Annotated in this window: 11 protein-coding genes; 7 read left to right on the top strand and 4 right to left on the bottom strand. The window is 73.1% G+C overall.

What is annotated here, in order from left to right; translation table 11 throughout:
• Window positions 1–130 precede the first annotated feature (130 nt).
• Both RBJ77_RS24470 and RBJ77_RS24465 read right to left on the bottom strand, forming a co-directional pair.
• Window positions 131–955 carry a triphosphoribosyl-dephospho-CoA synthase gene (locus RBJ77_RS24470; protein WP_372347002.1) on the bottom strand — a complete coding sequence of 275 codons (825 nt, stop codon included), beginning with the start codon at window positions 953–955 and terminating at the stop codon, window positions 131–133.
• 143 nt (window positions 956–1,098) lie between these two features.
• Complete coding sequence (locus RBJ77_RS24465; RefSeq protein WP_372347001.1) at window positions 1,099–1,962, bottom strand: NAD-dependent epimerase/dehydratase family protein; 864 nt, start codon at window positions 1,960–1,962, stop codon at window positions 1,099–1,101.
• A 215-nt stretch (window positions 1,963–2,177) separates the two neighbouring features.
• On the opposite strand from RBJ77_RS24465, the gene RBJ77_RS24460 reads away from it, so the two are divergent.
• The 3 genes from RBJ77_RS24460 to RBJ77_RS24450 all read left to right on the top strand — a co-directional run bounded on the left by RBJ77_RS24460 (window position 2,178) and on the right by RBJ77_RS24450 (window position 4,961).
• Complete coding sequence (locus RBJ77_RS24460) at window positions 2,178–3,122, top strand: 5-dehydro-4-deoxyglucarate dehydratase (RefSeq protein WP_372347000.1); 945 nt, start codon at window positions 2,178–2,180, stop codon at window positions 3,120–3,122.
• Window positions 3,119–4,279 carry a hypothetical protein gene (locus RBJ77_RS24455; RefSeq protein ID WP_372346999.1) on the top strand — a complete coding sequence of 387 codons (1,161 nt, stop codon included), beginning with the start codon at window positions 3,119–3,121 and terminating at the stop codon, window positions 4,277–4,279. The genes RBJ77_RS24460 and RBJ77_RS24455 overlap by 4 nt, the downstream gene beginning before the upstream one ends.
• 106 nt (window positions 4,280–4,385) lie before the next feature.
• Window positions 4,386–4,961, top strand: coding sequence for a TIGR03086 family metal-binding protein (locus RBJ77_RS24450; protein WP_372346998.1), 576 nt, complete (start codon window positions 4,386–4,388; stop codon window positions 4,959–4,961).
• A gap of 61 nt (window positions 4,962–5,022) precedes the next feature.
• On the opposite strand, the gene RBJ77_RS24445 is transcribed toward RBJ77_RS24450, so the two are convergent.
• A complete protein-coding gene (locus tag RBJ77_RS24445; protein WP_372346997.1) occupies window positions 5,023–6,102 on the bottom strand; it encodes an ABC transporter substrate-binding protein in 1,080 nt (359 codons plus the stop codon).
• A 79-nt stretch (window positions 6,103–6,181) separates the two neighbouring features.
• The gene (locus RBJ77_RS24440) at window positions 6,182–7,714 is read right to left on the bottom strand and encodes an FG-GAP repeat domain-containing protein (RefSeq protein ID WP_372346996.1); all 1,533 of its coding nucleotides are present in this window, start codon (window positions 7,712–7,714) and stop codon (window positions 6,182–6,184) included.
• A gap of 356 nt (window positions 7,715–8,070) precedes the next feature.
• Here RBJ77_RS24440 and RBJ77_RS24435 point away from each other — a divergent pair, with 356 nt between their 5' ends.
• The 4 genes from RBJ77_RS24435 to RBJ77_RS24420 all read left to right on the top strand — a co-directional run bounded on the left by RBJ77_RS24435 (window position 8,071) and on the right by RBJ77_RS24420 (window position 12,499).
• Window positions 8,071–8,733 carry a GntR family transcriptional regulator gene (locus RBJ77_RS24435; protein WP_372346995.1) on the top strand — a complete coding sequence of 221 codons (663 nt, stop codon included), beginning with the start codon at window positions 8,071–8,073 and terminating at the stop codon, window positions 8,731–8,733.
• Window positions 8,730–9,674, top strand: coding sequence for a dihydrodipicolinate synthase family protein (locus tag RBJ77_RS24430; protein ID WP_372346994.1), 945 nt, complete (start codon window positions 8,730–8,732; stop codon window positions 9,672–9,674). The genes RBJ77_RS24435 and RBJ77_RS24430 overlap by 4 nt, the downstream gene beginning before the upstream one ends.
• Window positions 9,671–11,413 (top strand): L-arabinonate dehydratase, encoded by a 1,743-nt coding sequence (gene araD, locus RBJ77_RS24425; protein WP_372346993.1) that lies wholly within the window; start codon window positions 9,671–9,673, stop codon window positions 11,411–11,413. Before RBJ77_RS24430 ends, araD begins: the two co-directional genes overlap by 4 nt.
• Before the next feature lie 156 nt (window positions 11,414–11,569).
• Window positions 11,570–12,499 (top strand): carbohydrate ABC transporter permease, encoded by a 930-nt coding sequence (locus RBJ77_RS24420; RefSeq protein ID WP_372346992.1) that lies wholly within the window; start codon window positions 11,570–11,572, stop codon window positions 12,497–12,499.
• Window positions 12,500–12,605: the final 106 nt, after the last annotated feature.

Below are 12,605 nucleotides of genomic sequence, written 5' to 3'. Positions count from 1 at the left end.
CAGTGCGCGGGAAGTACGGCCGTGCCGAACATGATCACCGCGATGGCCCCCGGCGGCCAGCGGGGAGCCGCCGACCGGCCCCGTCCGGATCCGCCCTCGCCGGGGTCACGAGGCCGCCCCCCCGCATCGGTCACGCCGCCTTCTCGAGGTCCTGGGGTGGGGTCATCAGGCCCAGGAACAGGAGGACGGGGAGGAGGGCGCCGCTGCCCGCGGGGCGGATTCCGTAGTGGCGGGCCGACTCGTCCATGTCGCGCAGCAGGTGGCGGCCGTCGGTGCTGCCGGTGCCGCCCGCGGCCAGCACCGCTGCCGCGTCCCGCTGGATCATGCGCAGGGCGAGCGGGCCGTGCTCGCGCAGCACCCGGTCGTCCTGAAGCCAGGAGATGTAGGTGAGCAGCGCGTCGAGCTGGACGGTCTCCTCGGCGACGCCCCGGGACCTGGCCGCGCCGAGCGTGGGCAGCATGACCTGGGTGAGGCGCAGACAGGCTTCCTTCTCGGCCGTGCTCAGCGGGTAGTCGTGGGCCAGCGCCCCGGTGGGTTCGACCTCCCTGCCGAGGTCGAGCGCGAGGCGGCAGGCGTCGGTCGCGCCGTCGGCGCCGTGGGCGCAGCCGGCCACCAGCAGACACAGGACGCGGCTCGCCCGGTCGAGCCCGTCGTCGGACGCCACCTGGGGGACGGCGCCCTGCGCCCGGCGGCAGGCCGCGTCCAGCCGGCCGATGTCCGCTCCGGCCTCGGCCGCCTCCAGGAAGGCTTCCCTGAGCAGGTCGCCGGTGCCCGCGAGGGAGCGGAACGCGGCCGATGTGGGCGCGTGCGCCCGGGGGTCGAGCAGTCCCGGTTTCGGCGCCAGGAAGATCTCCTGCGTGATCGCGTCCACGGCCAGGTCCGCCAGCTCCTCGGGAGGCGCCGCGCCGAAGGCGACGGGCGGGTGCGGGGCGGCGGGGCGGGGTGTGGGCGGCATGAAGGTGTCCTGCTTCCGTGTCCGGGTTCCGTCGGGCGTCCTGGCTGCCCGGAGGTGACCGGGCATCTCAGTGATGCCCGGCCGGAATGCCGGAAATCATGACTTAAGTCCCGTACGGCGGAAGCGGGCCGCGGGACCGGCGTTCAGTACGGCCAGATCGGCGGGTCGTTGATGAAGCGGCCGCCCATGAAGCGGTGGGCCGGGTTGTCGTCGCTGAGCGGGCCGTGCTCGGCGAGGAGCTTCTCCGCGTACACCTCGGAGTTGTCCTGCGGCGCGTAGCCGAGGGCGCGGGCGCTGGAGAGGTCCCACCAGACGCGGGTGTTGGCGGACGAGCCGTAGACGACCGTGTGCCCGACCTTCTCGGCGGACAGGGCCGCGTGGAACAGCCGGGCGCCGTCGGCCGGGCTCATCCACACCGACATCATGCGGACGTCGGTCGGCTCCTTGAAGCAGGAGCCGATGCGCACCGACACCGTCTCCACGCCGTGCTCGTCCCAGTAGAACTGGGCGAGGTCCTCGCCGAACGACTTCGACAGGCCGTAGAAGGTGTCGGGGCGGCGCAGCGTCTCCACCGGGACGAGGGGGGCGCCGTCCTCCACGCGCGGGCGCGGGGTGTAGCCGATCGCGTGGTTCGAGGAGGCGAAGACGATCCGCGGGCCGGTGCCGTCCGCGCGCGACGCCGCCTCCTCGCGCACCGCCTCGTACAGCTGGTAGGTGCCCTTGATGTTCGACTCGAGGATCTTGTCGAAGGTCGACTCCAGGGAGATCCCGGCGAGGTGCAGCACGCCGTCCACCCCGCGCACCGCCTCGCGCAGCGCCGCCGTGTCGTTGAGGTCGGCGACGATCGCGTCCGGCGCGTCCTCGACGGGGCGCACGTCGAGCAGGCGCAGGTCGTAGCCGTGCTGCGGCAGCAGGTCCCGCATCAGCGTGCCGAGGCCGCCGGCGGCGCCGGTGAGCAGGATCGTGCGGGGCCCGGGGGGCGTCGGGGTGCCGGGAAGGGCTGACATGCGCGTGGTCTCCGTGTCCGTGAGCTGCATTCACATTCATGGATGCGAGAGGCAACGCTAAGGAGCCGCCGTCCGGCCCGTCAAGAGTCGTGTGAATGCGGCGAGTTCGGACGCTTGACCGCCTCCTGGAGGGCGGCTTACGGTGAGCGCGTTCAGAAATATAGACGCGGATCAGAAACGTGCACATGTTTCAGGCACATGTTCAGGGAGAGCCCGTGACGCCAGCCCCGCTCGCCGCCCGACTCAGCATCCCCCGTGGGCCGCTGTTCTTCCCGGTGACCGCGTACGGACCCGACGGTGCGGTGGACCTCGACACCTACCGCACCCACGTGCGGCGCGGCGTCGAGGCCGGGGCCGCCGCCGTGTTCGCCTGCTGCGGCACCGGCGAGTTCCACGCGCTCGCGCCCGAGGAGTTCGAGGAGTGCGTCGCGGCCGCGGTCGAGGCGACGGCCGGCCGGGTGCCCGTCGTCGCGGGCGCCGGGTACGGCACCGCGCTCGCAGTCCAGTACGCGCGCAGGGCCGAACGGGCGGGCGCGGACGCCCTGCTGGCGATGCCGCCCTACCTCGTCGTGGCCGGCCAGGAGGGGCTGCTCCGGCACTACGCGGAACTGGCCGACGCGACCTCCCTCGACATCATCGTGTACCAGCGCGACAACGCCGTGTTCACCCCGCGGACCGTCGTCGAGCTCGCCCGCCACCCCAAGGTCCTCGGCCTCAAGGACGGCCTCGGCGACCTGGACCTGATGCAGCGCATCGTCAGCGCCGTACGGTCCGAGGTCCCGGAGGAGTTCCTCTACTTCAACGGGCTGCCCACCGCCGAACTCACCGGGCTCGCCTACCGCGGCATCGGCATCACCCTCTACTCCTCCGCCGTCTTCGCCTTCGCGCCCGACATCGCCCAGGGCTTCCACAAGGCCCTGAACACGGGCGACGACGCCACCGTGAACCGGCTCCTCGACGGCTTCTACCGGCCCCTCGTCGAACTCCGCAACCAGGGGAAGGGGTACGCGGTCGCGCTCGTGAAGGCCGGGGTACGGTTGCGCGGGCTCGACGTCGGCGAGGTGCGCCCGCCGCTGCAGGAGCCCCGCGAGGAACACGTCAAGCAGCTCGCCGAACTCATCGAGCGCGGGCAGCAGTTGCTGGAAGGAGCCGGTGAGTGAAGACCTCCGCCTTCGTCTACCCCTGGGACGTCGTCGGCGACCCGGACGCCGCCCGCCGCATCGCGGACCTCGGCGTCCAGCAGGTCACGCTCGCCGCCGCCTACCACTCCACCCGGGCCCTCACCCCGCGCCACCCGCGCCACCGCATCGTCACCGCCGAACACGCCGCCGTCCTCTACCCGGTCGACGAACAGCGCTGGAAGGGGAGGGAGTTGGCGCCGTACGCGGCCGGCGACTGGGCCCCCGGTGACGCCTTCGGCGAAGCCGCAGACGCGCTCGCCGCGGCCGGACTCGACGTCCACACCTGGGTTGTCCTCGCCCACAACTCCCGCCTGGGCGCGGACCATCCGCACACCTCCGTCGTCAACGCCTACGGCGACCGCTACCCCTGGGCCCCCTGCATCGCCCAGCCCACCACCCGCACCTACCTCGTCGACCTCGCCGCCGAGGCCGCCACCCGGCCCGGCGCGCGCGGCACCGAACTGGAGTCGCTCGGCTGGTACGGCCTCGCGCACCTGCACGCCCACGACAAGACGGCGGGGGTCGGCCTCGGCGAGGCCGGGCAGTACCTGATGTCGCTCTGCTTCTGCCCGTCCTGCCGGGACGGGTACGGGCAACACGGCCTGGACGCCGACGCGTTGGCGCAATCGGTGCGAGCCGCCCTGGAACCCGTGTGGCGCGGCGAGACGCCCGACGGCGGCTGGGACGCCGTCGAGAAGCTGCTCGGGGCCGAGACCGCCACCGCGACCCGCGCCTTCCGTGACGCGACCGCCCGCAGCCTCCAGGAGACGGCCGTCGCGGCGGTCCGCGACGCGGCCCCGGACGGCTTCCAGGTACTGCTGCACGCCGACCCGGTCTCGTACCACTGCGGCGCCAACGCGGGCGTCGACCCCGCCCACGTCCTCTCCGTCGCCGACGGCGTCGTCGTGCCCTGCACCGGCGGCGCGGGACTCGTCGGCCCGTTCGCCGCACAGGGCAGGGGAGTGGTCGCCGCGAACCTCACCGTCGTCCGCGGCATGGGCGGCAGCCCCGGCACCCTCGCCGCCGACGCGCGCGCCGCCCGCGAGCTGGGCGCCACCGAGCTGCGGCTCTACCACGCGGGTCTCGCGTCGGACGCCGACCTCGACGCCGTCACGGAGGCCCTCGCCGGGCTCTGAGCGAACGGCACCGATGCGTACGGCGCCGATGCGTACGGCACCGATGAGTTACGGGCCGCGGGCCGGTCTGCACCGGTGAGATCTCGGACTCACCGGAAGGGTCACCATGAGTGACACGACAGTGGACATCGGCCCGCAGGCCCGCATCGTGGCGCGCCTCGCCCACGGCGTCCGCGAGGAACAGCTCGACCTGCCCACCCCCTGCCCCGAGTACGCGGTGCGCCATCTGCTCGGCCACGTCGTCGGCCTGGCCGTCGCGCTGCGCGCCACCGGACGCAAGGAGACCGGCGAGGCGACCGGCACCGACCTGCCCGACCTCGGACCCGACTGGCGCGCCGCGCTGCCCAGGGCGCTCGACGACCTCGCCGAGGCGTGGCAGGACCCGGCCGCCTGGCAGGGCATGACGCAGGCGGGCGGCCTCGACCTGCCCGGCGCCGTCGCCGGGCTCGTCACCGCCGACGAACTGGTCGTGCACGGCTGGGACGTGGCACGGGCCACCGGCCAGCCGTACGTGCCCGACGAGGCGGCGCTGCGCGCGGCGCAGCAGCTGCTCACACCGGCCGGCGACGGTGACGACGGCCGCGACGGCCTGTTCGGCCCGGTCGTACCGGTGCCGGACGAGGCCCCGCTCCTCGACCGGGTCATCGGCCTGAGCGGCCGGGACCCGTACTGGAAGCCGTAGCCGTAGCCGTAGCCGTAGCCGTGGCCGGTGGCCGGTGGCCGGTGGCCGGTGGCCGGTTCGCCTAAGCCTCGGCGTCCGTGTGCAGGACCCGGAAGCGGTCGTGGTCCGCCGGGTCGCGGTCGGCGACCTGGACGGGCATCCCGGTGGACTGCCAGACGCCGATCCCCGGCGTGCGCGCGAACCGGACCGGGCCGCGCGTGCCGTCGGCCGTGGCGTCCGGCCAGGACACACCGGGTGAGCGCAGCGCGTCGGCGAGCACGAGGACCGCGTCGTAGCCCTCGAAGGCGACGAAGGAGGGCGCCTCGGCCAGCCGCTCGCGCAGCGCCTTCCCGACGCGCTCGGCGAGGGGCCCCGGCCGCTCGGGGAGGTACCGCAGGAACGGGATGCCCGCCCCGTCCGCGCCCAGCAGCGACACCCACTCGGTGAACTCCGGCTGCCCGGCCGGAGCGCCCAGCAGCATCCCGGTCAGGCGTGCGTCGCCGCGCACCGCCCGGACGACCGGCACCGCCGGGTCCGGATGGCCGGCAAGCAGCAGGAGCGCCGTCGCGCCAAGGCCGGCGAGCGCGTCGCAGACGGCCGCGGGGGTGAGCTCGCGCAGGTCGAGCTCGGTGACGCTGCCGCCGTGCTCGGCGAGGCGCTCCCGCAGGATCCGCACGCCCGACGCCCAGTAGACGCTCGGCTGGGTGGCGACCGCGACGTGGCGGTGGCCGGCGCCGGCCAGGAAGTCCGCGTAGACCCGCCAGCCGCGCGACTGCGGCGGGGCGAGCCGCGCCACCCGGTCGGCCGGGCCGTCGGTGAGCGCGTCGAGCACCGCGGACGAGCAGAGGAACGGCAGACCGACGGCTTCGGCGCGGGCGGCGGCGGCCCGGGCGACGACGCTGTGGTACTCGCCGACCAGCGCGGCCACGCCCAGAGCGGCCAGCTCGTCCACCGCCGCCGTGGCCCGCCCGGGATCGGCGGCCGTGTCCCGGACCAGCAGGTCGAGGGGCCGTCCGCCGATCCCGCCGGCGTCGTTCACCTCGTCCACGGCCAGTCCGAGGCCGGCGACCAGATGCCGGCCCGCCTCGGTCCAGCCGGGCCGGGTGAGGGGAGCGAGGGCGCCGATCAGGAGGGGCTCGTGCGGCGACGGGGGCGTGTTCATCGGGTGCGGTCTCCGGTGTGAGTGCGGGTGTGGGTGTGGGTGTGGTGGTGGGCCGGTGGGGTGCTGCGGCGGGCAGGGGTCAGTCGCGGCCGATGCGCCACGCGTCGAGCCGGAACGCCCGGCCGGTGACCGGACCCTGCCGGCTGCCCGGCACGATCCAGTACACGCCCTGCCGGGCCGGACGCAGCGTGTGGAACTCGTGGGTCTCGACGGCCAGTTCGTCGCAGCCGTCGCCGTCCAGGTCGGCGAGGGCCAGCTCGGTGCCGAAGTAGTCCCGCTCGTAGTCCTCGGTCGGCAGGCCGGGCATGCCGACGTCGGTGCGGTCGAAGGTGTACGAGGCGGTCGTCGCGAGTCCGTCGCGCCCGCCGAGGAAGACCGCGACGTTGCCGATCTGGTTCTGCCGGTCCCTGTAGTCGGCGGTGACCAGGTCGTCGCGGCCGTCGCCGTTCACGTCGCCCACCGCCGAGTTGTGGCCCTCGGGCGGCTCGGTCGTGGCGCGGCCGGTGCCGGGGCCCGCGGGGCCGCCGTAGACCACCTTGTCGTCGTGGATCAGGTCGACGCGGCCGTTGCCGCCGAAGTCGGCCGTGCGGTCGACCGCCAGGCCGTTGGCCGGATGGAGGATCGGCAGGCCGCCTTCGTCGCCCTCCGGGTCGTACGGGAGCTGCTTGCCGTGGCCGAGCGCCGCGATCCCGCCGGCCCGCACCACCGAACGGTCCGCGCCGACGCGGTAGTACGACGCGTCGGCGAACACCTTCGGCCAGGCGTCCTCGGTCTCCCTGCCCTCCGCGTGGACCCCCGTGGTGACGAACTCGTCGCGGCCGTCCCCGTCGAAGTCGCCCGCGGTGAGCGAGTCCGTGTAGACCCGGCCGCGCTGGGTGATGTCGATGAACCGGCGCTGGTCGGGACTGCCGTCGGCGTGGTCGAACGGGCCGAACTCGACCTCCGCGCACCGGACTTCGTTCGTCGCGCCCTTGGTCGCCCGGTACGGTCCCGACACCAGGTCGAGGTGCCCGTCGCCGTCGAGGTCGCCGATCGCGAGGTGCGGCACCGAGGTGTCGGGCAGCCGGTGGCGCCGGCCGCTGACCCCGCCCGCGCCGCCCCACAGGACCTGCTCCTCGTAGTGGTCGAAGTCCCCGTTCCGCTTCGTCCGGTAGGCGGTGAGGAGGATGTCGGCGCGGCCGTCGCCGTCCAGGTCGCCGGTGAGGGACGCGACGGGCCCGCCCTGCGTCCCCGGGTTGCCGACGATCGGGGCGTCGATGCCGGGGAAGTGGTCGGTGAGCGAGACCTGACGGCCCTCGGGAGCACCGGACGAGGAGCCGAGCAGCAGCGAACGGTTGGGCTCCCAGGCCTCGCCGCGCTTCTTGTTCCAGCCCGTCAGGAGCAGATCGCGCCGGCCGTCGCCGTCGAAGTCGTCCCGGTTCGGGGCGCGCCTGCGGTCGCCGGCCGTCCGCTCGGGCGCGGGAGCGGGCGACGCGGCCGGCGGGGTCGTGCAGCGCCCCGGGGAGGCGGGGCGGGCACTCTCGTCGTCGCCCGTGCAGGACGCGGCGAGCAGTACGACGGCGCAGGTGAGCGCCGGGACGAGCCCCCGGCGACGGGGTGCGGTACGGGGCATGGACGCAGTCTCCGCACATGAGGGCCGCGTTGTGCTCACGGGAAGGTAACCATCGGGTCACGCGGGACAGGACAGTGCAGGTCGTACGGGTGTGACCGTCAACGAGCCACCGTAGTACGGGACTTCTTCTGCCAGAAGCGTTGACGAAACATGCCGGTGCTTCTAACTTCAACGCGTCGTACTTCGTACGTCATATATGAGACGCGATACGCGGTACGCGAGATACGCCGTACGAGACATGTCGTATGAGGCATGCCGTACGAGGCATGTCCTACGGGATGCGCCAGACATCACACGCGAGTACCACCAGCACGAGCACCACCCCCCGTGCGAGACCGCGACACCGAGAGGCGCGCATGACCTCTGTGCCCACCCCGATCCCCTCCCGTACCCAGTACGTCCTGGAGGGCATCAAGAGCCGCATCCTCACCGGGCAGTTGAGCCCCGGCCAGGCCCTGGTCGAGACCGACCTCGCCGCGCAGTTCGGAGTCTCCAAGACGCCGGTGCGCGAGGCGCTCAAGACCCTGGCCGGGACCGGACTCGTCGTGATGAGCCAGTACAAGGGCGTCACGGTGCGCATGGTGGACGCGGACATGGCCCGCGAGGTCTACGACGTGCGCCTGCTGCTCGAACCGGAGGCACTGCGCCGCACCGTGCAGCGCCGCGCCTCCCTCGACGAGGCTCGGTCCGCCCTCGAACGGTCCGACACCGCGACCGACACCGCCCAACGCTCCCTGGCCAACCGGGAGTTCCACCGCGCCCTGTACGTCCCGTGCGGCAACCCGCTGCTCGGCCGGATGCTCGACGAGGTCCGCGACCAGGCCGCCCTGGTCTCCGCCGTGGCCTGGGCCGCCGACCCGTCGTGGGAGCGGGAGGCGACCGAGCACCGGGAGATCCTGGAACTCGCGCTCGCCGGGGACGCGCAGGGCGCCTCGCGCGCGCTGCGGGACCACATCGCGTCGTTCGTCCAGCGGGCCTTCCCCGAGGCCCGGGAAGAAGAGGGTGAGCAGCACTCATGACCCTGCCGACCGACGCGACGCCGAGCACACCGTCGCCGTACGCGTTCGAGACCCAGCGGGCCGCGCTCGCCGATGTCGTCGCGATCCCGGTGACCCCGTTCGCCGAGGACGGATCGATCGACGACGCGACCTTCAGGTCCCTGCTGCGTCGCCTGCTCGACGGCGGGGTGCGCATCCTCACCCCGAACGGCAACACCGGCGAGTTCTACGCCCTCGCGCCCGAGGAGCGCCGCCTGGTCACCGAGTCGACGCTCGACGAGGCAGGGGGGCGGGCCGCGATCCTGGTCGGTGTCGGACACGACCTGCCCACCGCGATCGACGCCGCCCGCCACGCCCGCGAGCACGGCGCCCACATGGTGATGGTGCACCAGCCCGTGCACCCGTACGTCTCCGCCGCCGGCTGGGTCGACTACCACCGGGCCATCGCGGACGCCGTGCCCGAACTGGGCGTCGTCCCCTACATCAAGAACGCCTCGCTCCCCGGGGAGCGGCTCGCCGAGCTCGGCGCGGCCTGCCCGAACGTGATCGGCGTGAAGTACGCCGTGCCGGACGCCGCACGCTTCGCGGGCTTCGCCCGGGACGCCGGCCTCGACCGGTTCGTGTGGGTCGCCGGGCTCGCCGAGCCGTACGCGCCCGCCTACTTCTCGGCGGGCGCCACCGGCTTCACCTCCGGGCTCGTGAACGTCGCGCCGGGCATTTCGCTGTCCATGATCGAAGCGCTTCGATCCGGTGACTACCCGGCCGCCATGAAGGTCTGGGAGCAGATCCGCCGCTTCGAGGAACTGCGCGGCGCCGACGCCTCGGCCAACAACGTCTCCGTCGTCAAGGAGGCCCTCGCCGCGCTCGGCCTGTGCCGCCGCGAGGTCCGCCCGCCGAGCCGGGAACTGCCCGAGGCGGAGCGCGCCGAGGTCGCCGGCATCGCGGCGGGGTGGTCCATATGAGCGCCGCCGCCAGAGCCCGCCTCGCCCCCGAGCAGCTCCGCTCGCACCAGTGGTACGGCACCGAGGGCGCCCTGCGCACCTGGTCCCACAACGCCCGTATGCGGCAGCTCGGTTACGAGGCCGAGGAGTACCGGGGCCGCCCGGTGATCGCCGTCCTCAACACCTGGTCCGACATCAACCCCTGCCACGTCCACCTGCGCGAGCGCGCCGAGGCCGTCAAGCGGGGCGTGTGGCAGGCGGGCGGCTTCCCGCTGGAGTTCCCCGTCTCCACGCTCTCGGAGACATACCAGAAGCCGACCCCGATGCTCTACCGCAACCTCCTCGCCATGGAGACCGAGGAGCTGCTGCGCTCCTACCCGGTCGACGCGGCGGTGCTGCTCGGCGGCTGCGACAAGTCGACGCCCGCGCTCCTCATGGGCGCGACCTCCGCCGACGTCCCGTCCCTCTTCGTGCCCGCGGGCCCGATGCTGCCGGGCCACTGGCGCGGCGAGACGCTCGGCTCCGGCACCGACATGTGGAAGTACTGGGACGAGCACCGCGCGGGCAACCTCACCGACTGCGAACTCCGGGAACTCCAGGGCGGGTTGGCGCGCTCTCCCGGCCACTGCATGACCATGGGGACCGCCTCCACCATGACCGCGGCGGCCGAGACGCTCGGGATGACCCTGCCCGGCGCCTCGTCGATCCCCGCGGTCGACTCCGCGCACGAGCGGATGGCCGCCGCCTCCGGGCGCCGTGCCGTCGAGCTGGCCTGGACCGCGCTCCGTCCGTCCGAGATCCTCACGGCCGACGCGTTCGAGGACGCCGTCACCACGGTCCTCGGGCTCGGCGGCTCCACCAACGCCGTGATCCATCTGATCGCCATGGCAGGACGGGCCGGGGTCCGCCTGACCCTCGACGACTTCGACCGCGTCGCGCGCACCGTCCCCGTGCTCGCGAACGTGCGGCCCGGCGGACAGACATACCTGATGGAGGACTTCCACTTCGCCGGCGGCCTGCCCGCGTTCCTCTCCCGGATCACCGATCTGCTGCACCTCGAACGGCCCACGGTCAACGGGACGCTGGGATCGCAGCTGGCGGGCGCCGTCGTCCACGACGACGACGTCATCCGCCCCCGCGACAACCCGGTCGCCGCCGAGGGCGGGGTCGCCGTCCTGCGCGGCAACCTCTGCCCCGACGGCGCCGTCATCAAGCACATCTCCGCCGAGCCCCACCTGCTGAAGCACACCGGCCGGGCCGTCGTCTTCGACGACTACAAGACCATGCAACGCACCATCAACGACCCGGAGCTGGGCATCACCGCGGACAGCGTCCTGGTGCTCAGGAACTCCGGTCCCAAGGGCGGCCCCGGCATGCCCGAGTACGGCATGCTGCCGATCCCCGACCACCTCCTCAAGCAGGGCGTACGGGACATGGTGCGGATCTCCGACGCCCGGATGAGCGGCACCAGTTACGGCGCGTGCGTGCTGCACGTCGCCCCCGAGTCGTACGTCGGCGGGCCCCTCGCCCTGGTCCGCACCGGCGACACCATCACCCTCGACGTCGCCGCCCGCACCCTCCGGCTCGACGTGCCGGACGACGAGCTGGCCCGCAGGCAGGGCGAGTGGAGCGCACCGGCCGAGCGCTACGAGCGCGGATACGGGGCGCTCTACAACGAGCAGATCACGCAGGCCGACACCGGCTGCGACTTCGCCTTCCTGGCCAGGCCGGGCAAGGTACCGGACCCGTACGCGAGCTGAACGCACGGCGGGAGGGGCGCGGGCCGCCGCCTCCCCGGACCGCCGCCCCCGCTCCTGGTCGACACCCCGAACGACGTCTGAGAAGCGCTTCGAGCCGACCGTCGGTGAAGCGCTTCACCTGCACCACATATGAGCCACCGAGAACGGAGTCCCGTCATGGCCCAAGCCGCAGCCGTGGCCAAGAGCCCGCCGTCCCGGCGCCGCAGGTCAGCCACCCCGCGCAGGCTGCCCTACCTGCTGATCGCGCCCGCCGGGCTGCTGATGCTTGGCTTCATCGCGTACCCCGTCATCAGCGTCTTCTACTACAGCCTGCAGCACTACAACCCCACCAAGCCCTGGCGCAACGGCTTCGCGGGCCTCGACAACTTCGTCACCGCGTTCACCGACGACCCCGACTTCTGGAGCACGCTCGGCTTCAGCCTCCAGTGGGTCGTCGTCCAGGTCGTCCTCCAGCTGCTGCTCGGCCTCGGGCTCGCGCTCGTCGTCAACCAGACGTTCGTCGGCCGCGGGATGGCCCGCGCCCTCGTCTTCTCCCCGTGGGCCGTCTCCGGCGTGCTCACCTCGGCCGTCTGGATGCTGCTCTACAACTCCCAGACCGGCCTCACCCGCTACCTCGCCGACGCGGGCATCGGCAGCTACGGCACCTCGTGGCTGTCCGACACCGCGACCGTGTTCCCGGCCGTCGTCACCGCCGAACTCTGGCGCGGCGTCCCCTTCTTCGCGATCCTCATCCTCGCCGACCTGCAGTCCGTCCCGAAGGACCTCTACGAGGCCGCCGAGGTCGACGGAGCCAGCCGGCTGCGGCAGTTCTTCCACATCACCCTGCCGCACCTCAAGGACGCGATCATCCTGTCCACGCTGCTGCGGGCCGTCTGGGAGTTCAACAACGTCGACCTCCTCTACACCCTCACCGGCGGCGGACCCGCGGGCGAGACGACCACCCTGCCGCTGCGCATCGCCTCCATCGCCGTCGACTCCCACGACTTCGGCTACGCGTCCGCGCTGACCTCCATCGCCTTCGTGATCCTCCTCTTCTGCTCGATGCTCTATCTCCGCCTGAGCAAGTTCGGGGGCGACGACAAGTGACCGTCAAGGAAGCCCGGTCGACCGACCTGGTGGGCACCACCGCACCCGCGTCCGCGGCCGGACGGCACCGCGCCGTCCCCGCCCCGCCCAAGAAGGGCCGCGCCTG

Origin of the sequence: Streptomyces sp. KL116D, from assembly GCF_030766975.1 — a bacterium.
Taxonomy (GTDB): domain Bacteria; phylum Actinomycetota; class Actinomycetes; order Streptomycetales; family Streptomycetaceae; genus Streptomyces; species Streptomyces longispororuber_A.
The sequence above is the reverse complement of the archived record's forward strand: the minus strand, read 5'-3'. Positions and strand labels throughout refer to the sequence as shown.